Raw genomic sequence first — 21,220 nt, 5'->3', positions numbered from 1 at the left:
CTTCCTCAGCAGCGGAAAGCGCCACAAGAACCGGGACGAGCTCCGCGAACCATTCACGGCACAGCATTAGTTACGAAACAGGAGAGAACAGTCGTGGCTCACTCGATACGCATCGCGTGCACTGCCCTGGTCGTGGCATTCACCGTCGGCCTGGGCGCCCCCGCCGCAGACGGCATCGTCGCAGCCCGCTCGGCCGTCCAAGGCACCGTCACCACCTCGGGCTTCGACTGGGACGGCGTTCGCGCCGCATCACCCGCACAGAGTTGACCGGATCCTGTGCATCTGGTCGCGGTGACTCTCCTCTGTCCTGACCCGGTGTCATCGCAGTTGACGGCTGAAGCGGTCACCGATCTGATCTGGGTCCACTGCCAACACGAAGACCGAGTGGAACACATCCGCACCCGCGTCGACCTCCACCGATATTTCATCGCTGCCGCGGTCATCGCGGACACTCCGCATGCGGCAACTGCGAAGCTGCGCCAGGTCTGCGAACGTGCTCTGCAGCTCGCACCGGCGCTGCGTGGCGGGCGCCTCGTCCTCACGTAGGACCTCCACGAACCGAGTTCACGGCTCTCCCGGCTGCTTGAGTGCAGTCACGCCGGGAGATTGAGAACCATCTGCCCGCCTCCGTCCGAACCCCTCGGACTGGCCCGGCACATGACGCCCACTCGGAAAGAACGCATCCGACCGCGACAGCCCCGATGGCCGGCGCAGCGGTCGTTACGGGCTCCTCGGCCTCGTCCGCCGGTGTCCGCGCGCCCTGGCGGCAGCTGGGGGCATCTCCTCAACTCCCGTTTCCTGAAAGAAGGTCATTCGCCATGCCCAGCTTCGCCAAGATCGCTGCCGTCGCCGCCCTTGCCGCGCCGATGCTCCTTGCCATTCCCGCGACCGCCAACGCCTCGACTCCGACTGGTTGTTCCAGTGTCACGCAGATCGGTAGCACCGCCTACCTCAACGTCGGCGGGCAGACGATGGCGTCGGTGAAGCAGTTCAAGGGCTGCGGGAAGAACTACTCCTACCTGTACGTGTGGGACGGCTACCGCTCCTCCCACAGCAGTTGGGACGTGTGCGCGGCCATCGTCACCGGCGGCGGACACGACGTCCAGGACCCCATGTGCGGCCACAACAGCGTGGAGGTGTGGTCCCAGGGCGCCGCCACCCTGTCGCAGTGCACCCAGGCCCTGGGCTTCAACGGGACCGGCCCCATTCCCTACCCCGGCGACGTCGCCGTCAAGACCGACGTCCGCTGCTGACCCCTCGGCCCACGGTGACCGCAGACGCCGCCCTTCTCCGCAGCAACCAGGTCAGCGACGGCCGCACCCACCAGCGGTGCCGTTGAGCGCTGCCCCAGCCCCGAGCCCTCCATCAGACCTCTCACCCGCCGGCGCCCGACACCGGGACGAGGTCAGGGCCGATCTTTCACCGAGCCAGAAGGAACCACCGCATGGCATTCGCCATCAAGACCCGCAACACCGCAAGCCGGCTGCTCGCGGCCGCCGCCGTCCTGAGCGGCCTGGTGCTGAGTGCCGCACCGGCCCACGCGGCAACCCCACCGCCCCACCCCGGGGCATCGGCAGCCACGGCTACCACGCTGCCCGTGGTGAACATGGAAGCCACTGTTCTGGCTGCCCAGATCGATCCCCGACGCGCCGACAACACGCTGACCCCCGGGGCCCACGACTCGGTCCTGGCCGTCGAGCAGGCTCTGGAGGCCCGTCACCTCCTCGACGCCCGTTGGGTGGACGGGTACTTCGGCACCACCACCATCACCGCCTACGCCGCCTTCCAGCGCTCCCTCGGCTACACCGGCCTGGCCGCCAACGGGCTGCCCGGCGCCTCCTCCCTCGCTGTACTCGGGCAGGGCCGGTTCACCGTCACCTACCGGATCGGACCCGGCGCGAAGCTGCAACGCGACGGATACACCATCAACACCCGCACCCAGAGCATGCTCACGGAAGCCGAGCGCCTCCTGGGCTTCCACCTCACCCTGTCCCAGGGCTCCTACAACCCCGGCGGCGATCCCACTTCCGCCGGCACTCACGACGGCGGTGGCGTCGTGGACGTCAACATCGACGGCATGTCCAGCACCACCCGCACTGCCGTCGCCCGAGCACTGCGCGAGGTCGGATTCGCCGCCTGGGTCCGCAACCCCAGCCAGGGCGACTGGCCGTGGCACATCCACGCCGCAGCGATCAACGACACCGATCTGTCCACCCAGGCCCAGAACCAGATCGGTGACTACTACCTCGGCCTCAACGGCCTGGCCAACCGCGGCGCCGACGACGGCCCCCGGATCCCCATCCAGACCTGGGAGGAGTACCAGCGCACCCACTGACGGCGCGCACGGCACCTCCCGAGCACGACTGAAGAACCCGTTGATGACACGTCACGAAAAGAGAAATCCATGAAGAACATACGCACCACGCTCGCCGTCGCCGGCACCGCACTCGCCATGGCCGTTCCCGTCGTCGCCGCCACCTCCGCCCCTGCCTTCGCCGCGTCCCGCGACGGAGTCTGCGACAGCGGAGAGTTCTGCTACTACTACAACAGCAACCAGGCCGGCTCGGTCTCCGACTTCACCGACTCCGTCAGCAACCTCGGAGCCACCCAGCCGACCTGCTACGAATTCAAGGGTTCCGGCGCCGGCCAGGGCCTCTGCGTCAAGAACAACGCCGCATCGGTGTGGAACCGCACCGGGCACACCGTCCGCGTCTACTTCGACAGCGGCTACGCCGGCGCCAGCCAGGACTTCGCCCCCGGCGCCAAGGGCAACCTCGACGCCACCCTGAAGAACAACGATGCCTCCCACCAGTTCCTCGGCAGCAGCAGCGGCAACCAGAGCGCCGTCAACGACTTCGACCACGGCACCCGCGGCTTCGCTGCCGACAACTGCACCGCCTTCGCGGCGTACCGCATCGCCAGCCGTCTCGGCGTCCCGAACTTCAGCAACTCCTGGGGCGGTACCACCTGGGGCGACGCCGGCAACTGGGCCGACGCCGCCCGCCGCGTCGGCGTCACGGTCAACACCACCCCCACCGTCGGCGCCATCGCCGTCAACGACGTCCACAAGGTCGGCCACGTCGCCTACGTGAACGCCGTCTACTCCGACGGCTCCTTCGACGTCGAGGAGTACAACTGGAACAACCCCCTCGCCTACGGCACCCGCAGCCACGTCCACGTCAGCAGCGCGCAGGCCGACTTCCAGTGGATGCTCCACTTCTGAGCAACCACCAGCAGGACACTGGCACGCCCCGCCAAGGACCACCTGACAGCCGGGGTGATCTCGTGAGCGTGCAGGTCACGGCGGTGTGACGAGGTCCGCCGGAGCCGCAGCGGTACGCATCGAAAGCCCCGTCGGGCGGGTGACCTTCCAAGTCGCCTTCGCCCGACGGGGCTTCGACGTTCAGTGGTTTCGTCGCGCCACCGGCGGCGTCGGGCCGAAGGCGTCGGCGAGGCTGGTCAGGATGGAGCCGGACCAGTGGGTCTCGCCGAATACGCTGGCCGGGATGGCGAGCAGGCCGCAGTCGCGTTGGAGTGTCTGCGCTGGGATGTCGACTGGGAAGAAGTAGTTGCCGGGGCAGGTCCGGCTCGCCGGGGGAATTGCCGCGAGCACCTCGGGCGGCAGCCGTTCGAACAATCGCTCAGCCCGGGTGGCCAGTTCGTTGACGACCTGCTGGGGTACGTCGCTGTGCTCGGTCAGCAGGTGGTCGGCGAGCCGCAGTTGAGTTGGCGTCGGCGGATCTGCCCGGAATGCTTCGGCCAGTTCGGCTTGCGCCGGGCTCAGCAGGACCACACCGAAGGTGCGTGGCCAGAGCCATCCCTTGGTGACCGAATGCAGCAGGACCGCACGCCCGGTGTCCAGCAGTCGCCGGGTGCCGGCGGCGAACGAGGCTCCCAGGTCGTAGACGCCGTCGATCAGCAGGTGGCGGCGCGGTGATTCCTGCAGCCACGAAATGAGCGCCGCGCACTCGGCGTCGGAGAGGTACCGGCCGAGCGGCTTGCTGGGGTTGGCGAGCAGCAGGTATTCGGGGCGGTCGTCCGTCGGCGAGTTGGGTAGGGTCGGCGACGGCAGGGTCGGGTAGGAGGTGGGCGCGAGGCCTGCGGCGCGGGCCAGTTCGAAGTAGACCGGGTACACGTCGCTGGGCAGCCACAGCCGCGCTTGTACGGCGTTCAACCAGGGGAACACCACGCCGAGCCCGTGACGGACCCCGCGACAGACCATGGCGCGGCGGGACCACTCTTCCGGCAGTTCGAACCGCCGGAGCCAGGCCCGGGCGAGGTCGCACCGGTGCACCGTACCCAGGTCGACTGGCGGTTCCGGCCGCAGCGGAGCGAGCGCCCGGTACACGTTGGTCTCGGCGGCGTCCAGCAGCGAGGGGGCAGCACTGAGTTGGCGCTGTCGGAACTCCTGGAACCCGTCGAACCTCATGCCGCCACCCCTTCCGGCACGATCTCGCTGGCCCGGTCTTCCAGGGAGGCGTAGCAGCGTCCGTCGGCCAGCACGTTCCAGCTGCGTGCGATCCCGTTGGTGCGTTCCCAGAGCAGGCTGGGCTCGGTGTAGGCGGCGATCCGGATCGGTCGGCCGTCCCAGCTGCCGTGGTAGACCGGCGCGCCCCAGGGCAGGCGGCTGGCCGGTTCGAAGCCGTGCTGCTCGGCGAACCGGGTGACGACGGACAGCGAAACCTGGTGCTCTCGGCTCCAGACGTTGGCGGCGCGCTCGAAGTAGAGCGACTCGGTGCTGGTGGAGACGTAGAGCTCCTTGAAGCAGACTTCCTCGACGCCGAGGGCCGCGGCCCACGACAGGTAGTCGGCGACGCCGGTCGCGTCGGCCACGCCGCCGTGCTGGAGTACGCAGATCAGCCTCATCCGCAGCCCCGGCCAGCGGTCACGTTCCTCGCGCCAGGTGTCGACCACCGAGCTCACCGGCGTGCGCAGCATCATCAGCCGCTCGCTGACGGCGTCGTCCTGATGGTGGCGGGAAACCGCCAGCACGCTCAGGCCCGCATCGCTCAGGGCTGCCAGTCGGTCGGCCCGGTCAGCGTGCCGGCCCTCCGCCAGGGTGTGCGCGTTGGTGATCAGGACGACCTTCGGGAAGGCCGCCGAGCAGGCGGACACCAGCCGCAGCTGCTGGTCGAACGGTATGAGCGTGGGCTCCCCGCCGCCGGTGATCACCGCACGCTCGGCACCCGCCGCACGGGCGCGCTCCAGCCAGTGGGCGACGGCGTCCCACGGGACCCGGGCCGGCGCCTGGTCGGTGGAGATCGAGGCCGCGGAGAAGCAGAACGAACACCGGGCCTGGCAGGCGGAGGCGACCGGCAGAATCGAGACCGAGCGCGGTCGCAGGTCGGCGTAGCGACGCTGTGCCGATGCGTGCAGGTGCAGGGAGGCCGCCATCGCGTCCTCGACGGTTGTCGGGCGCAGCGTGAACTCGTCGCCCACCTGGCCGAGCTCGTGGACGGCTGACAACCGGATGCGAGCCTCGTGCAGTTCCATGCCGAGTCCGGTCGACACGTTGGGCACCAACTGGTCGGGGTCCACCGTGGTTTCCAGCACCAGCAGCCGGTCGCCCGCAATGGCCAGACGGTCGAGCAGGCGTCGCGCCTTGCCGATGCCGATACCCAACTCCGCTCGGGTCAGCAGGTGGAACCGGTCGGGATAGGTACTCTCCGGAATCCCCGCCTTACCATAAGCGAACGCGTACTTGTCGAAGCCCTTCGCGAAGTTCGACAGGACGATGACGTGGAAGCGCTGGTCACTACGGTGCATCCCGTCATGATGCATGAACGAGAGCGACTCCGACAGGCAGTTGGTAGCGCGGATCGGACTGGCCCCTGCCCAGCAGCTTCTGGAACAGCGTGCCGGGTTGGGCCCACAGCACGGAAGCGACGTGCGGGTTCGCCATGAGCACCGGGCATTCCACCCGCTGCCAGGTGTTTCCCTTCCTGACGGCATCGCCGAATATGATCCGCACCTCACCCTGCGCGGCTTCAGAGAATCCCAGTGAGGCGTTTCGCCAGAAGGCCGCGGCCTTTCCGGAGTAATCCGAGTAGTACGGGGTGCACAGGTCAAGGTCTTCGATCAGCATCATCATCGTCCGCCCGCCGTACTTCCTGGCAGTGGCCTTTGCTGCCGCCTCGACCGACTTCCCCTGGTAGGTGCCGCTGTAGTACCACACCGCGGTGGGATCGCCGCGTCGCACGGCGCTGCGCATCTGCGCTCTCGTCACCCACCTGGAACTGTCGTTCGTCTGCCCGGGGAGGACAACGCCGCCGCCGTTGGTCGGCCCCTCATCGGCAAATGGAACCGAATCGTCGATCAACTCGGCCCTGATCGGACGGATATTCACAGCAGCGATGCCTCCTTGCGAGTGTCCGACGGGATCCCAGGAGGCTACCGCCTCAGATCCGGTGACCGGCACGGAACGACTGCGGCACGAATCAGTGAAACGGTCCGGACCCAGTCGTACACGCTCCTGAGCAAGCATCGGAGAATCCTTGTGGCTCCTGTGCCGGGAGTCCTAGGTTCGAATCGGTCTCGGGAATTCACCATCCGGAGACCGCAACGGACGAAGAAGGGCTGTGTGTTGAACCTGCCGAGCGATCTGGCACGCGACTTCCAGCGGTTGCGCGAGCGCATCACGCGCAAGGCGTCGTCCGCTTGGTTCCGGGAGAGGCGCCAGGAGCTCGAGAGCCTGGCTCCGTACGATCCCGGCCGAGGGCGCGAGCGCCTCGACCAGCTGCTGGCCACCGCTTCGACGAAGGTCCCGTACTACCGCGCCTTTCGCGACCGCGAACACCTGAGCCTGGGTGACTTCCCGCTGACCCGCAAGAACGACCTGCGCGAGCACTTCGTCGACTTCATCAGCCGCGATGCGACCGGCCGGATGGCACCTGGCGCGTTCTCCCTCGCTTAGACCAGCGGCAGCACCGGACAGCCCGTCACCCTGCTGTCCACCGCCGAGACCGGCGGACTGTCGAACAACGTGCTCCGGGAGCGGTTGAGCGCCGTCCTCGGTCTGCCGGACAGCGGCACCGTCCTCAACCTGGGACTGCTCCACCCCGGCACTCCGCTGTTCCAGCCGGTGATGCTGCCCCACCCGTACGTCAAGTGCAACCTGCGGGGATACGACCCCCATGCGCCCGACATCGTCGCGGACTACGAGGCCGTGGTCGGACGCCTCCCGGTCGACCAGATCGCCGGGTCCTCCAGCCGCGTCATCGCCCTGGCCCGATACTGCCTGGACCGCGGCATCGTCCTGCGTCCGCGCGGTGTCGTGGCCAGCCACGAGCACATGCCAGACAGCGGCCGCCGTCTGGTCGAGGAGGCGTTCGGTTGCCCGGTGACCATGGTGTACATGACGTCGGAGACCGGGTACGCGGCCTTCGAGTGCAGCCGGCGGCTGATGCACTTCCAGGACGACTTCGTCCTACCCGAGATCGGTCCGGCCGGTGACGGCGGTGACGGCGGTAGTGAGGGCGTCGGCGCAATCGTCCTGACCGCTCTGCTGTCCACCCCGATGCCGGTCATCCGCTACGTCACGGGCGACCTCGCGTCCCAGCCGATCGACTGCGGGTGCGGCCTGCCGGGCACCGTGACCGACGGTCTGCTGGGCCGGGCCCGCACCAGCCTGGTCGGTCTCGACGGATCGGCCTACTCGCCCTACGCGCTGCTGGCCGCACTGGCTTCCGCCGGCCTGCCGGACTTCCAGGTCGTCCAGGACGAGCCGGGCACGCTCGACCTGGTGAGCACCGGCCCGGCGGACGCCGCCGATGCCCGCGTACGGGACATCAACACCCGCCTGGACGCGCACTTCGGTGCCCAGCAGGGCTTTCGCCTGCGCCACCGCCCGCACCACGACTTCCAGTTCACCGCGAGCGGCAAGCGCAACCCCGTGGTCCAGCACCTGCAGCTGCCGGACACCACCGAACGCTCGGGATACCTGTAGTGCGGCTGCGCGTGGTGGATGCGGGCGAAGGTCAGCAGGCGGAGGAAGCAGTCCGGGCCTGGTGAACCCGGCGGCCTTCCGGTCCGTCTAACTCATTACCCGCACCCATCGCACTACCGAGGAGCGACAGATGGAGTCAACTCCACCGCAGGCCGTTTCCCAATCCGATCGGCCGGATGCCTCCTACACGGTCGAGGAGATCTCCAGACTGGTGGGGATGTCACCCCGCAACATCCGTGCTCACCAGTCCCGCAAGTTGCTTCGCCCGCCGGCCCGCAGGGGGCGGATCGGCTACTACGACGAGACCCACGTCCGTCGCCTGCAGCACATCGTGTCCCTGCAGCGCCAGGGCTTCAACCTGGTGTCCATCGCGGCGTTCCTCGGTGCCGGCGGCCGCGACGCCGAGGAAGCCCAACTCGCCACCGCGGTCAACCGCGCGGTGCGTGACCAGCCCGCGGTGTTCTACTCCCTGAACCGGCACGGCATGCTCGGGTGGGAGGCCGACGGCACGATGACCGTTGCACGCCCGGCGGTGCAGCGGGCGACGATGGAGCTCGTCCGAACGGGCGTGGCGCCGGCGGCCGCGCTGCGATGCCTGGCCCGGTCGTTGGACCGGATCGCCAGCGCCGCCGAGGACCTGGTCACCTCGTCGAGCGCGGAACTCATCGCCGACGCACCCGTGTTCGCACCAGGACCGGCGGCGGCCCGTCCGGCCGGTGGACCCCAGAGCGCGCGACTCACCGAGGGGTTGGTGGAGCTGCTGGTGAGCACGTTCCGAGCCGCCGCAGAGGACCGGGGCCGTGAGCTCCTCACCGAACTGCTCACGGAGAACGGTGGTTCCGACGCCTGGGTCGAGGAGCACCTGGTGGTCGAGAACGGGTGAGCGCGGCCCTGCTCGTGCGTCTGAATTCCCTGGTCGACCTGGTCCGCCTGGTCCACAGTCCCTGCCGACGTGCCGCACGGCCGTCCCAGTACCGGAAGCATGAAAACCAGTGAACCGCACTCTTTCCGTTCCAGGCACCCTCAGGTCCGAGAGCTACCGGCTGCGTGTCGATGCCCGGTTGACCGAGGAACCGGGCGGCTGCCTTGTCATCGAGCAGTCCCGCTACCGGCTGCGCCTGCCCGGGCTGGAGGCAGGACGCCGCGCCGTGCTGTTGCGGATGGTGGAGAACTGGCTGAGTGACCTGCAGATCGCCCAGCTCGTCACCGGATTGGAAGGCGACTCGCGGCTGCTGCCGGCCCAGTTGCTGGTGCGTCGACTGCTGCTGCACTCCTGGCTGGAGCGCCGGGTCTCGATCGGAACCCGTGCCGTGCTGGACGTCGTGCCCCGCCGGATCGGTGCCCAGAGCGTTCCGCCTCAGCGCCGCCACAGCCCCGGGGCGGTCTACCGGCTGTCCAGGTTCGCGGTGCTGCGTGCCGAGCAGGGCCGGATGGTGGCGTACTCGCCGCTCAGCACCGTCGGGATCAGTTGCCCGCAGTTCCGGCTGACCGCTGTCCTGGCCCGCGCCTGCGCGGAGGAGATCGGCCTCGGCGAAGTAGCCGAGGAGCTGGGATTCGAGAAGCCGGCAGCGGGACTCCTGCTGGACGAGTTGCTCTCCGCCCGCCTGCTGCTGACCCCGGAGGAAGCCGAGGCCGAGACCCGTGCGGCACCGATGGCCCTCTGGTCGGCGGAGGAACTCTGGCTGCACGACCGCTCCCGCCCGGAGCGCCACGCGGCGCCGATCGGCGCGACCGATCGCTTCCGCGGTCTGCTGGAGGCGGACCTCGCGCAGACGGCCGCCGTCGACGGCCGCCCCTCGGTCACGCTGCCCACACCCCCTCGCGTCACCCTGGCGTCCGGCTCGCTGCCGTCCGGCTCCCTGGCGGCGGTGATGTCGCGGCGCCGCAGCGTGCGACGGCACGATGACAGCCGGCCGGTGACCGTGGGGCAGCTCGGCGAGTTCCTCCACCGGGTTCAGCGCCTCGAACTCCGTGACAGCGAAGGCCGGCTGAACGGCGTTCGGCCCTATCCGGGCGCGGGCGGTCTCGGCGAGCTGGAGATCTACCCCCTGGTCTCGCGGTGCGCGGGCCTGCCCGGCGGCCTCTACCACTACGACTCGGCGCAGCATCGCCTGGCGACGGTCGCCGCGCCCGGGCCCGAGACCGAGCGGATGCTGTCGTTCGCCCGTGCGACGGCCGCCATGCCGGGCCCGCCGCAGGTCCTGTTCGTGATCACCGCCCGGGTCGGAGCGTTGATGCGCAAGTACGAGGGGATCCCGTACGCGCTGGCGCTCAAGGACTCCGGGATCCTGACCGCCTGGATGTATCTGGTCGCCACGGACATGGGCCTGGCTCCCTGCGCCCTCGGTGCGGGTGACGCCGCCTCCTTCTCCGCGCTGGCCGGTCTGGACACGCTGGCCGAGCCGGCCATCGCCGAGTTCGCCCTCGGCTCCTGCCCGCCCGACGGTCAGGAGCCGGCATGAGGTTCGCGCCCGCCGTCCGCAGACAGAGAGCCGTCCGCAAACTGAGAGCAGAGGACCGTGCCATGCACTCCACCGAACGCACCGCTTTCGCCTCCGGTTACAGCGCGTTGGTGGCCGCCGTGTGGTCCGATCCGGGCCGGGAACGGCTACTGGCCCAGGACCCGCGCGTCCTGCTCGCCGAGCACGGCATTCGGGTGCCGGTGGGAACGGCCGTGGTCGTCGTCCGTGACCGGCCTGCGGTGTCGGAGGTGATGGCCGCCCAGATCCGGTCGTGGGAGGAGGCAGCGGTCAGTGGCCGGCTCACGCTGTTCGTGCCCCATCCCGATCCGCTCGACGCGCGGGATCTCGCGGAGGAGGAACTGGATGCGCTGGTGGCCGGGGTGGGAACTCCGGGGTTTCCGGGGTTTCCGGGAATCGGTTAGCTCTGGAGAGTTGCCGCCAGGCCCGTCAGGGTTCGGGCGGGCTCGGGTGCTGCGGTACCGGTGCCCGGCCGCGGGACGGTTTCCGCGGCGGCGCACAGGTCTTCCGGGGTGAGTGCGGCCAGCTGCTCCCGGTAGTGGTCGAGCAGCTCGGCCGCGGTGCGGCGCAGCTCTGCCGGGTCCACCGGCAGGCGGGGCAGGTCGAGCCCGTCGTTCAGGCGGCGGGCCAGCGCGGTGCGCAGGTCGGCGGTGCCGGGCTGGCGGACGGTCAGCGACAGGTGGAAGGACAGCCCGGCGGTGTGTCCGACGGCCGAGTGCGGTGCGCCGCGGGGGATGTAGAGCACCTCGCCGGCGTGTGCCGTGGTCTCCAGCCGGACGGGGCCCGGGTCCGGCTCGGGGTCGGCCTGCCAGTGCCCGTCCTCGGGGACCGCGTGAACCTGCCACCGTTTGCTGCCGTGCAGTTGCAGCACGAAGACGTCCGCGTCGTCCCGGTGGGGGCTCAACCCCTGCCGGCCGGGCGGGGTGACGAAGAGGAAGGCCTCGATACGTCGGCCCAGTTCGGCACCGAGGCGGTCGGTGAGTGCGGCTGCCCCGGAGTGCCAGTGCTCGATTTTGCGCATCAGCAGGGTGGCGCCGGCATCGAGCTGTCGCATGACCTTGGCAGGGTCGGCGTAGCCGCCGAAGTCGTGGCCCATGACGCTGCGGGCGCTGGTGTAGTCGCCCTGGTCCAGGGGCTGTCCGGCGGAGACGAGTTCGAGGTAGGGGCGGCGCAGCAGGCCCGAGGCCAGGGCGGCGTCGACGTCTGCCAGGGTGACCGGTGGGGCGAGCGGTGTCGGCGGGCGCAGCAGGCACGCCTGGCGACGCCACACCGTCGCCAGGAACGGTACGGGGTCGCCCACCAGGGACCGGAGAGTTTCCATCGGGGAGTGGGCCTTCCGTAGCGGGACCGGGGCTGACGAGTGGACGACCGGTCGGGTGCCTGCGACAGGTGCCGGCACCCGACCGGGGGGAGCGAACGTCAGATGACCAGCTCGCCGCCCGAGATGGCCTCCAGGTCCTCGTCGTCGACCTCGGCACTGAACTCGTCCGACGCGGTCTGAGGGGTGACGTTCTGGGTGTCGCTCATGATTACTCCCAAGGGGGTTCCGGGTGTTTTCCGACGGAAAGGCCCGGGGAATTCCCGGCAGCCTCTCGCTCGGTGAGACGTTTCGAACCTAGGGCTCACGGAACAGGAGGCACAAGAATTCTCCGACACTTGCTCAGGTATCTGCACCGCTGTAGCCGAACCGTTCCGGCAGTTCGTGCCACGGTTGTTCTCGGACCACATCACTGTCCTGGACCTCGTGTCCGCGTCCCCCGGAGAATGGCCGCACCGAGGCCGTTTCCGGCCTGACCCGACGAACACCGGAGCGGGCGATGGATGACTCGGCGGCCTCCGTGCCGCTGCCGGACGTGGTGCTGCGCAGGCTCGGCCTGAGTGGAGTCGTCGCGGTTCACCCCGTCACGGTGGGACTGACGAACCGTTGCTGGCAGGTGGAGACCGGTCGGCGAGGGCACCTGTTCGTCAAGCAGTCCCTGGGCGCGGAACCGGAACAGATTCGACGCCAGCACCAGGCGGTGCGTGCCCTGCACGAGCGCGGTCTGCCGGTTGCCGCACCCTTGGCAACGCCGGACGGACGCACCCTGGTCGAGGCGGCGGGCGGCCTGTTCGCGCTGTACCCCTGGGTGGAGGGTCGCCACCTTCCCGGATGGGTGATGAGCCCCGGGCAGGCACGCGCGCTCGGCGGGCAACTGGCGCGCGTCCATCACGAGTTGGCGCAGGTGCTGCCTTCGAGCACCCCCGAGACCCCTGCGGCAGCCGACCGGAACGCGGCCCTGCGCGCCGTCGACGCGTTCCTGCCACTGGCCGCCCGCAAGCCCGACCGCGATGCCTTCGACCGGTTCGTCCTCGCGTGTCTGCCGGGCCGCCGCGCCCTGCTGGAGGCGGCCCGCCCACCTCGGCCGCCGAGCCTGCCGGAGCCGGGAGCAGCAGGCTGGATCCACGGCGACCTGCACACGGCCAACGTGCTGTGGCACGGCGGCCGGATCGCCGCCGTCCTGGACTTCGACGCACTCACGACCCGGGCCTACGCCCATGAGGTGGTGCGCTCGGTGATGCTGCTCTTCCCCTCCCGTGATCGCCGGGGGCTCGCCACCACGCAGGCTGCCGCCTTCGTCGCCGGATACCGCGCCCTGTCGCCGCTCTCCGACCGGCAGTTGGCCGACGCGGCCGAGTTCCTCTGGTGGCAGCGTGCCTGCGACCTGCGCCACCTCGAGCGGCACTACCGGCGCCACGACCGCACCCGGGACCACCTGTTCGCCATGGACAGCCTGCTGCTCTCCTGGTGGTCCGGACACCCGGAGCAGGTGGCGAACGTGCTGGTCGGGGCTTGATCGTCGGCCTCGGCGGCTCCGTCGCACGCATCCGTGCAAGCGTGCGGGCCGCGGTGGCCGGGAGCGGTGCCATCCGGCTGCTGGGACGGACCGCCGGGGGCCTCCCGGCCTAGGCTGCGGGCAGGAGGGCGACCCGGCGCGGGACTGCCCGGTAAGGAGTCCGGATGTTGCTCGGTGTGGCCGTCGACGGTGTCGGGTGGCGGCACCTGCGGCGACTGGCCGTCGCGGCCGAGCGGGCAGGCCTGGACTTCGTCACGCTCGACGACTCCCTGGCCCTGACCGCAGTGCCGGACGGGCAACCGGACGCGGTGACCGCGCTGGCCGCCGTCGCACCGGCGACTCGCACGATCGGCCTGGTGGCGACGGTGACGACCACGTACGCCGAGCCCTTCCAGGTCGCCCGGGCGCTGGCCACTCTCGATCACCTCAGCCACGGCCGGGCGGGATGGCGCCCGCGGGTGGCGGCCTCGCCGGCCGAAGCCGCGCACTTCGGCCCCGAGCCCCTGCCGGAGGCCGGTCAACTGCTCTCGCAGGCAGCCGAGTTCACGGACGTCGTCACCGCGCTGTGGGACAGCTGGCAGGACGACGCGGTCATCCGCGACACCATGAGCGGCCGTTTCCTGGACCGCGCCAGGGTCCGTCACATCGACCATGTGGGACAGCACTTCCGCATCAGGGGCCCGGCCGTCGTGCCGCGGCCGCCGCAGGGCCACCCCGTGCTCGCGTCCGGTCCGGGCCGGCACTCCTCGTCGGCTGCCGCCTGCGGCGCCGATCTGGTGTTCACCGAGGTCCACGAGGCGCAGCAGGTACGGGCACGCGTGGGAGCCGGGGTCCGGATCCTCGGTGAGGTCGAGATGCTCTGCGCCGAAAGCGCCGCCGAACTCGCCGCTCGACTCGATGCCGTGTACGCGTGCGGGGCCGTCGACGGCTTCCACGTGCGACCCGCCGCGCTCCCCGGTGCCGTCGAGCGCCTCGTCCACGAGGTCGTCCCCCTGCTGCGCCGGCGTCACCCGGCCCGGTCCGGCACTCCGGGCGGGTCGCTGCGCGAGCGGCTCGGCCTACCCGCCCGGGCGCCCAGCGGGTTCCCGCTCCGAAAGGCATCGGCCTCACGATGAGCACTACCGGCAAGGCGATGCACCTGGCGGCTCTCTTCCCCTCCAACCAATCGGCCGGCTGGCGTGATCCGCGGTCCGGTGACCACAGCGACTTCGCCACCTTCACCGGCCTGGCCCGCACCGCGGAGCGCGGTCTGTTCGACTTCTTCCTCCTCGCCGACTACCCCCGGCTGACCGAACACCGCGGCGCCGTCTCGGAAGTTGGCACCGCCGGAGAACTCGATCAGATCACCGTCCTGTCAGCCCTGAGCACCGTCACCGAGCGAATCGGGCTGGTCCCGACCGTCAACGCGACCTTCAACGAACCGTTCGACGTCGCGCGGAGACTGGCCTCGCTGGACCACTTCTCCAACGGCCGCAGCGGGTGGAACGTGGTCACCACGTCCAACGCCTGGACCGGCGAGAACTTCCGCCGCGGCGGCTACCTGCCGCATGCCGACCGCTACCAGCGGGCAGCCGAGTTCGTCTGCGCCGCCCGGACCATGTGGCGCAGCCGGGCAGCGGACGGTCCCGGCCTGTTCCAGCACGACGGTCCCCAGTTCCGCATCAGCGGGCACTTCACCGTCCCCGCCGGACCGCAGGGGTGCCCACCCACCATTCAGGCCGGCGACTCCGAGCAGGGCCGGGAGTTCGCCGCCTCGCACGCGGATGTGGTCTACAGCCGGCACCGCGGCAGAGCAGGTCACGCCTTCGCCGCCGACATCCGCAGTCGGACAGCCCGGCAGGGGCGGGGCGCCGACCAGGTGAAGATCATGCCCGGGGTCTCCTTCGCCCTCGGCGACACCGACGAGGAGGCTCGCGACAACGCACGCGCTGCCCAGGAGCTCGCCATCAGCCCGCAGTTGGCGATCTGCTACCTGGAACGCACCTGGGGGCGCGACCTGTCGTCCCACGATCCCGACGGGCCACTGCCCGACACCGACCCGGAGCGCGCACCGGACCCGTCCGAGTGGCCCGGTATCGCGGCGGCCGAGGCCAGGTCGGCGCGGGCGCAGAAGTGGCGGTCCTACGCTGCCCAACACGGCCTCGGCATCCGGCAGCTGGTGATGAAACTGACCGGTGGAAAGCCCTTCGTCGGCACCCCGGCCCGGGTGGCGCAGCAGATGACCGACTATGTCCGTTCGGGCGGCGCGGACGGATTCGTCCTGGTACCCGGGTACGCCCCTGGCGGCCTGGACGAGTTCGTCGACCGAGTGGTCCCCGAGCTGCAGGAGCGTGGCAGTTACCGCACCGCCTACACCGGCGAGACCCTGCGCGACCACCTCGGACAATCGACGCAATCCTGACGGGATACATCCATGAATCACGTGTTCCTGGGCGTGGAGATCGGCGAACCGGAATCCGCACGGCCCGCCGCGCGGCCGGGGCCCGCCGCCTCCGACTGTGCGCGGGCCGCCAAACTGGCCGAGCGGGGATCGCTGGCCTTCGTCACGCTGGGCGAAGTCCTCACCTCCCGGTCGGACTCGGCGCCGGGCCGGCAGCCGCTCTGCCAGAGCCGGTTGAACCCGGTGGCCACGCTGGCCCACGTCGCACCGCAGACCACGTCGATCGGGCTCGTCGCGACGGCGACCGTGAGCTATCTCGAGCCCTTCCACGTGTCAAAGGCCCTGGCAACGCTGGATCATGTCAGCTCCGGACGCGCGGGATGGTGCGTGCAGGTGTCCAGAAGCGCCGAGGAGGCGCAGCTCTTCGGTGATCGGTCTGCCCGCGACCTCCCCAGCCGGTACGAGGAGGCTGTCGAGTTCGTCGAGGTGGTCTCCCGGCTCTGGGACAGCTGGGAGGACGGTGCCGAGATCCGCGACGCCGCCACCGGGCGGTTCCTGGACCGGGCCAGGATCCGCGCCGTGAACCATCAGGGCAGGTACTTCCAGGTGAAGGGCCCCGGGATCGTCCCGCGACCGCCTCAGGGACATCCGGTGACGGCGGTGCGGATCACCTCCGACGAGGATCTGCCGCTGGCAGCCCGCGCGGACATGGTCTTCGGCCGCCTGGAGCGGATCGCGGGCACCCGTCCGAGACTCCGGGGCGAAACCAGGATCATCGCGGACCTCTTCGTGGACTGCCGCGGGCTGCCGGCCGGACAGTGGGCGTGGGAGGCGGGCGGCGCAGCGCAGATCGGGGATGTCCGCGCCTTCGCCGACTTCCTCGAAGCGCGGGCGCGGACGGGCCTGGTGGACGGATTCCGTCTCGTCTTCGCCGATGTGACGACGGAACTGTCCCGCTTCGTCGACGAAGCCGTTCCCGAACTGCGCACGCGCCGCCTCGTCTCCCCCTGGGGCCCGGGCTGCCGCAGCTTCCGTGAGCGCCTGGGGCTGCCGCACACGGCACCCAACAGCCTGGTCCCGTAGCCCCTCAGTAAAGGAAGCCCGCAGTGAACGTTGGACGGCGCCGAGTCCATCTGGGCGTTCTCTTCCCGGTCAATCCCACCACGACGGTGTGGAAGGGCGGCCTGCCGGGCAGCCAGATCGACTTCGCCGCGATCGCCGGCCTGGCCCGGACCGCCCAGCGCGGCCGGTTCGACTACCTGCTGCTCGCCGACGATCTCCGCCTGCCCGAGCGGGACGGCGAGGTGACCGAGATCGGCGTGGCCGGTCGGCACGATCTGCTGACGATCATCTCCGCCGTCGCGGCCGTCACGGACAGGCTGGGCCTGGTGGCCACCGTCAACACCACGTTCAACGAGCCCTACGACATCGCGCGCCAGCTCGCCACCGTCAACCATCTCTCGGACGGGCGGGTGGGCTGGAACGCCGTGACGACGTCGGATGCCTGGATCGGGCAGAACTTCCGTCGCGGCGGCTTCCTCCCTCATGCCCAACGCTACGAGCGCGCCGCCGAGTTCGTCCAGTTGTGCCGCTCGATATGGCGCGCCGGCGGAACACCGGACAGCGTGCCGTTGGCCCACCAGGGACGCCACTTCCACGCCGAGGGGCACGCTGCCACCGCGTGCGACGGCATCGAGCCGGTCCTGATGCAGGCCGGGGACTCGGAGCAGGGAAGGGAGTTCGCCGCCGCCCACGCGGAAGTCATCTACAGCAGGAAGAAGGGCCGCGCCGGCCGCGAGTTCTACGCCGACGTCAAGGGCAGGCTCGCGCGCCACGGCCGCGACCCGGGGCAGCTGAAGATCATGCCGGCGATCACCTACGTGGTCGGGCAGTCACGGGCGGACGCCGAGGAACTGGCCCGGATGAGGCGTCTGGACATCGTGACGCCGGAAATGGCGATCTACTACCTGGAGGAGCTCTGGGGGTGTGATCTCTCCGGCTACGACCCCGAGGGTCCGTTGCCCGACATCGACCCGGACCCGGACGGCTCGGCGTTCATCGCCGGACGACCGACCGGCGCGGACGCACAGCGGCGAGCCGACCGCGCGGCGTTCCTCCGACAGGTCGCGGAGTCCAGGAAGCTGTCGATCCGACAGCTCGTCGCGCTGGTCACGGATACGAAGGCCCTGGCGGGGACCCCGGCCGACATCGCGACCGCGATGATCGAGCAGGTGGAGGCAGACGCCTGCGACGGTTACATCATCGTCCCCGACCAGGCCCCCGGCGGGCTGGACAGCTTTGTGGAGCACGTGGTGCCCGAACTCCAGTCCCGCGGAGTTCTCCCCGCGGAGTACGAGTCCGACACACTCCGGGGCAATCTCGGCCTGCCGGAAAGCACGAATCGAGCTCGATGACACCGATCGCTGCAAACGTGCGGCGATGCCCTGCGCACCTTGGTGGCAATTCACCGCAGAGGTTGCCGGACTCCGTCGCCCGGAAATATCGTCAACGACATCACCGAGCGGAGCCGAGAGTTCTCTCCGACATCATTTATCGGTGTTTCGCGACGAGCAGGAGGATTTTCGATGGGCGAGAAGGAAAACCTGAACCCGACGGCCGACGTCATCGCGGATGACGAGTTCCGGGACGAGGACCTGGAGGGCATCGCCGGCGGCGAGGGGCCCGGCGTGATCTGACCCTGCCGTTTCCGGCCGCGTTCCGGGCCCCGGGCTCGAAACGCGGCCGCACGGCAGGTGGGACTGTCCGGCACCGGCCAGGAGGGGTTGCCCGTGATGCAGAACAATTTGTCCGACGCACAGCGTGAAGTGGCGGAAATCGGCGAGAAGCTGAACCGCTTCCTGCGCTCGGCCCGTTACGCGCAGAAGCGGGCGGAGATCGAGGAGCTCGTCGAGTTCGACAGCGCGAAGGCCGCCGAACGACTTGACCGGATCCTGGCCCACGCCCGCACGACCGTACCCCGTTACCGGCCGTTGCAGGACCACCCGAAGCCGGCGCTCAGGGATTTCCCGCTGACCCGCAAGTCGGATCTGCACGATCGATTCATCGACTCGATCAGCAGGGACGAGACCGGTCGGATGGAAGCAGGCCGCTACTTCATCCACGAGACCAGTGGGAGCACCGGCCAGCCGGTGCGGCTGCTCTCGACCACGGAGACCGGCGGACTGTCCACCCTGGTGATCGCCGAGCGGCTCAATCGCTACCTCGGGCTGCCCGACACCGGCACCGAACTGAACCTGGGGCTCCACTTCGAGGGAACCCCGCTGGTCGAGGCGGGCTACCTGCCCCGTCCGTACGTCCGATGCAACCTGCGGGGCTTCGATCCGTCCTCCCCCGCCATCGTGGAGACCTACGCGGCGGTCGTCGGGGCCTTCCCCGTCGACCGGATCGTCGGTACCTCGAGTCGGCTGGTGAGCCTGGCGCGGTACTGCCTGGACCGGGGAGTCCGCGTGCGGCCGCGAGCCGTGGTGGCCTCGTACGAGCATCTGGCCGAGGAGGGGCGCCGGATGATCGAGGAGGCCTTCCAGTGCCCTGTGACGATGGTCTACGTGACTTCCGAGACCGGCACCGCGGCCTGGGAGTGCCGACAGGGGAACCTGCACTTCCAGGACGACTTCGTCACCCCCGAGCTGCTGCCCTACCACGATGACCAGGCGCTGAGGAGCGTCGTCCTGACCGGACTCCTCACCCGGGTGATGCCGGTGATCCGCTACGTCACGGGCGATCTGTGCTCCCCGCCGACGCTCTGCGGCTGCGGTCTGCCCGGGACGGCGGTCGACTCGCTGGTCGGCCGGGCGAAGGCGACCCTGGTGGGCGGCGACGGCCGCGTCTACTCCCCCTACGCACTGCTGGCCGCACTGTCCAACGCGGGGCTGGCGGACTTCCAGGTCCTCCAGGAGCGCCCGGGCGTCCTGCAACTCATCGTGCCGCCCGCGACCGGGGAAGCCGGCCGGTGCGTCGAGTCCATCAATCGCGACCTCGCCGGGTACTTCCGCGACGGCCGGGGATTTCGCCTCGAGCTGTCCACCACCGGCACGTTCGTGCTCAGCGGCCAGGGCAAACGCAACCCCGTCGTCCAACGGCTCGAGGTCGCGCCCGGCGCCATGGAGGGCACCGGCTACCTGCGCTCCGGAGTCCGGAGCGACGCCTACACCGGCCCGGTGACAGTGTGAACGGATCGCCTCTCCAGGTCATCGGATCGCTGGAGGAAGTCCCGTCCGCACCGGACGCGCTGACGGTGTTCCTGGCCGGCGGCATGCGCAACTGCCCCGACTGGCGGCAGTCGGCGATCGAGGCGCTCGCCGACCAGTGGAGACGGGTGGGGACCGATCGCCCGGTGACCGTGTTCAGCCCCAGCCGGGTCGTCTCCGCCTGCGCGTTCAGCCACGAGTTGGTGCGCTGGGAGCACGATGCCCTTCGAGCGTCCGACGTGGTCCTCTTCTGGTTTCCCCAGGGCAACGAGAAGGCGCCCGAGCAGCCGATCGCGCTCTACGAACTCGGTGTCGCCGCCGCGACGTACAAGCCGATCGCCGTCGGCACCGAGCCCGGCTACGTGCGCCGCGACGACGTGGGGGCCCAGTTGCGGCTGATCCGTCCGGACCTCTCGGTGCGCCGCGACCTGAGCAGCACGGTCGCGGACGTGGTCCGGGCGCTTCGCCACACCGAGAAGTCGCTGGTCGAGGCGTATTCGACGGCCGGCAGCCTCCAGTCCGTCTGACAGAACACCATTCATCCAGGAAAGGAGGGCCACCCGTGCAGTTCCGTGAGCAGGCTCTCGCCAAGCTCCAGTCCACCACCGACCTCGGTACAGCGGCCACGCTGGCCAAGCCACGCAGCCTGGTCGCGCTGCTCATGGTCACCGTACTCGTCGCCCTCGGCACGCTGTGGGCGTTCACCGGGTCCATACCGCGTCAGGTCACCGTCCCCGGCATCCTCACCTACGGTGAGGGCAGTTACACCCTGGACAGCCCGGTCTCCGGGCAGATCACCGGGGTGTTCGCCCAGCAGGGCACGACCTTCCCGGCGCAGGCTCCGCTGTTCACCGTCCAGGTCGACTCGACGCTGCAGACTGTGCGCGCCTTCAGCGGCGGACGCACCACGGCGATCCTGGCGCAGGTCGGCCAGGTGGTCACGGCGGGCACCAGCCTCGCCGTGGTCGAGCGCACCAGCGGCCCGAGCGATCCGCTCGTCGCGGTGCTGTACGTACCGACGAGCAGTGCCGGGCTGATCTCCCAGGGCAGCAGCGTGGACCTCGATCTGCGGTCCGCTCCGGCGCAGCAGTACGGGGTGCTGCGCGGTGTCGTCCAGTCCCTCAGTCAGTTCTCCCAGACCGAGGGGCAGATATCGAGCTTCCTCGGCGACGACCAACTGGCCAGGCAGTTCTCCGGCCAGGGTCAACCGATGCAGGTGGTCGTGCAGTTGCTGACCACACCGGGGACGACGAGCGGGTTCCGGTGGTCCACCCGCACCGGCCCGCCCTATCTGATCGATTCCCGCACGCTGGTGAGCGCTTCGGTGCACCTGCCCTCGGCCAAGCCGATGAGCTGGGTGTTGTCGTAGATGT

At 69.9% G+C, this 21,220-nt stretch carries 22 protein-coding genes; 18 read left to right on the top strand and 4 right to left on the bottom strand.

The window, feature by feature from the left end; translation table 11 throughout:
• Positions 1-132 precede the first annotated feature (132 nt).
• The 5 genes from P3T37_RS01510 to P3T37_RS01490 all read left to right on the top strand — a co-directional run bounded on the left by P3T37_RS01510 (position 133) and on the right by P3T37_RS01490 (position 3,223).
• The gene (locus P3T37_RS01510; RefSeq protein ID WP_280721516.1) at positions 133-267 is read left to right on the top strand and encodes a hypothetical protein; all 135 of its coding nucleotides are present in this window, start codon (positions 133-135) and stop codon (positions 265-267) included.
• 48 nt (positions 268-315) lie between these two features.
• The gene (locus P3T37_RS01505) at positions 316-546 is read left to right on the top strand and encodes a hypothetical protein (RefSeq protein ID WP_280721515.1); all 231 of its coding nucleotides are present in this window, start codon (positions 316-318) and stop codon (positions 544-546) included.
• A 272-nt stretch (positions 547-818) separates the two neighbouring features.
• On the top strand, positions 819-1,253 hold the full coding sequence (locus tag P3T37_RS01500; RefSeq protein ID WP_280721514.1) for a hypothetical protein: 435 nt from the start codon (positions 819-821) through the stop codon (positions 1,251-1,253).
• A gap of 191 nt (positions 1,254-1,444) precedes the next feature.
• On the top strand, positions 1,445-2,335 hold the full coding sequence (locus tag P3T37_RS01495) for a peptidoglycan-binding protein (protein WP_280721513.1): 891 nt from the start codon (positions 1,445-1,447) through the stop codon (positions 2,333-2,335).
• A 69-nt stretch (positions 2,336-2,404) separates the two neighbouring features.
• Entirely contained in the window at positions 2,405-3,223 is an 819-nt protein-coding gene (locus tag P3T37_RS01490) for a CHAP domain-containing protein (protein ID WP_280721512.1), read from the top strand.
• Positions 3,224-3,403: 180 nt separating this feature from the next.
• Here P3T37_RS01490 and P3T37_RS01485 read toward each other — a convergent pair whose 3' ends face one another.
• From P3T37_RS01485 to P3T37_RS01475, 3 genes are read right to left on the bottom strand one after another with little or no spacing between them, the layout of a single operon-like run.
• Complete coding sequence (locus P3T37_RS01485) at positions 3,404-4,429, bottom strand: aminotransferase class I/II-fold pyridoxal phosphate-dependent enzyme (RefSeq protein WP_280721511.1); 1,026 nt, start codon at positions 4,427-4,429, stop codon at positions 3,404-3,406.
• Positions 4,426-5,766: a radical SAM protein gene (locus tag P3T37_RS01480; RefSeq protein WP_280721510.1), complete on the bottom strand. Its 1,341-nt coding sequence runs from the start codon at positions 5,764-5,766 to the stop codon at positions 4,426-4,428. The genes P3T37_RS01485 and P3T37_RS01480 overlap by 4 nt, the downstream gene beginning before the upstream one ends.
• Positions 5,767-5,770: 4 nt before the next feature.
• The gene (locus P3T37_RS01475) at positions 5,771-6,346 is read right to left on the bottom strand and encodes a hypothetical protein (protein ID WP_280721509.1); all 576 of its coding nucleotides are present in this window, start codon (positions 6,344-6,346) and stop codon (positions 5,771-5,773) included.
• Positions 6,347-6,580: 234 nt separating this feature from the next.
• On the opposite strand from P3T37_RS01475, the gene P3T37_RS01470 reads away from it, so the two are divergent.
• The 5 genes from P3T37_RS01470 (at position 6,581) to P3T37_RS01450 (ending at position 10,829) form a co-directional block, all read left to right on the top strand.
• Positions 6,581-6,913, top strand: coding sequence for a hypothetical protein (locus tag P3T37_RS01470; RefSeq protein WP_280721508.1), 333 nt, complete (start codon positions 6,581-6,583; stop codon positions 6,911-6,913).
• A gap of 84 nt (positions 6,914-6,997) precedes the next feature.
• Positions 6,998-7,945 carry a hypothetical protein gene (locus tag P3T37_RS01465; protein ID WP_280721507.1) on the top strand — a complete coding sequence of 316 codons (948 nt, stop codon included), beginning with the start codon at positions 6,998-7,000 and terminating at the stop codon, positions 7,943-7,945.
• 130 nt (positions 7,946-8,075) lie between these two features.
• Positions 8,076-8,828 (top strand): MerR family transcriptional regulator, encoded by a 753-nt coding sequence (locus tag P3T37_RS01460; protein ID WP_280721506.1) that lies wholly within the window; start codon positions 8,076-8,078, stop codon positions 8,826-8,828.
• 178 nt (positions 8,829-9,006) lie between these two features.
• A complete protein-coding gene (locus P3T37_RS01455) occupies positions 9,007-10,407 on the top strand; it encodes a SagB family peptide dehydrogenase (RefSeq protein ID WP_280721505.1) in 1,401 nt (466 codons plus the stop codon).
• Positions 10,408-10,469: 62 nt separating this feature from the next.
• The gene (locus P3T37_RS01450; RefSeq protein WP_280721504.1) at positions 10,470-10,829 is read left to right on the top strand and encodes a hypothetical protein; all 360 of its coding nucleotides are present in this window, start codon (positions 10,470-10,472) and stop codon (positions 10,827-10,829) included.
• On the opposite strand, the gene P3T37_RS01445 is transcribed toward P3T37_RS01450, so the two are convergent.
• The gene (locus P3T37_RS01445) at positions 10,826-11,746 is read right to left on the bottom strand and encodes a cupin domain-containing protein (protein ID WP_280721503.1); all 921 of its coding nucleotides are present in this window, start codon (positions 11,744-11,746) and stop codon (positions 10,826-10,828) included. The genes P3T37_RS01450 and P3T37_RS01445 overlap by 4 nt on opposite strands.
• A 496-nt stretch (positions 11,747-12,242) precedes the next feature.
• On the opposite strand from P3T37_RS01445, the gene P3T37_RS01440 reads away from it, so the two are divergent.
• The 8 genes from P3T37_RS01440 to P3T37_RS01405 all read left to right on the top strand — a co-directional run bounded on the left by P3T37_RS01440 (position 12,243) and on the right by P3T37_RS01405 (position 21,216).
• Positions 12,243-13,259 carry a phosphotransferase gene (locus tag P3T37_RS01440; RefSeq protein ID WP_280721502.1) on the top strand — a complete coding sequence of 339 codons (1,017 nt, stop codon included), beginning with the start codon at positions 12,243-12,245 and terminating at the stop codon, positions 13,257-13,259.
• 164 nt (positions 13,260-13,423) lie between these two features.
• Entirely contained in the window at positions 13,424-14,374 is a 951-nt protein-coding gene (locus P3T37_RS01435; RefSeq protein WP_280721501.1) for an LLM class flavin-dependent oxidoreductase, read from the top strand.
• Entirely contained in the window at positions 14,371-15,660 is a 1,290-nt protein-coding gene (locus P3T37_RS01430; RefSeq protein ID WP_280721500.1) for an LLM class flavin-dependent oxidoreductase, read from the top strand. The genes P3T37_RS01435 and P3T37_RS01430 overlap by 4 nt, the downstream gene beginning before the upstream one ends.
• A 12-nt stretch (positions 15,661-15,672) precedes the next feature.
• Positions 15,673-16,722 (top strand): LLM class flavin-dependent oxidoreductase, encoded by a 1,050-nt coding sequence (locus tag P3T37_RS01425; RefSeq protein ID WP_280721499.1) that lies wholly within the window; start codon positions 15,673-15,675, stop codon positions 16,720-16,722.
• Positions 16,723-16,745: 23 nt separating this feature from the next.
• Complete coding sequence (locus tag P3T37_RS01420) at positions 16,746-18,053, top strand: NtaA/DmoA family FMN-dependent monooxygenase (RefSeq protein ID WP_280721498.1); 1,308 nt, start codon at positions 16,746-16,748, stop codon at positions 18,051-18,053.
• Between the two features lie 378 nt (positions 18,054-18,431).
• Positions 18,432-19,829 (top strand): hypothetical protein, encoded by a 1,398-nt coding sequence (locus P3T37_RS01415; RefSeq protein WP_280721497.1) that lies wholly within the window; start codon positions 18,432-18,434, stop codon positions 19,827-19,829.
• Positions 19,826-20,374: a nucleoside 2-deoxyribosyltransferase domain-containing protein gene (locus P3T37_RS01410; RefSeq protein ID WP_280721496.1), complete on the top strand. Its 549-nt coding sequence runs from the start codon at positions 19,826-19,828 to the stop codon at positions 20,372-20,374. Before P3T37_RS01415 ends, P3T37_RS01410 begins: the two co-directional genes overlap by 4 nt.
• A gap of 35 nt (positions 20,375-20,409) precedes the next feature.
• Positions 20,410-21,216 (top strand): HlyD family efflux transporter periplasmic adaptor subunit, encoded by an 807-nt coding sequence (locus P3T37_RS01405; RefSeq protein WP_280721495.1) that lies wholly within the window; start codon positions 20,410-20,412, stop codon positions 21,214-21,216.
• Positions 21,217-21,220 lie beyond the last annotated feature (4 nt).

The sequence above is a fragment of the Kitasatospora sp. MAA4 genome, from assembly GCF_029893355.1.
In the GTDB taxonomy this organism is placed as follows: domain Bacteria; phylum Actinomycetota; class Actinomycetes; order Streptomycetales; family Streptomycetaceae; genus Kitasatospora.
Note: the sequence above shows the minus strand (reverse complement) of the source record. Positions and strands in the feature narration are given on the sequence as shown.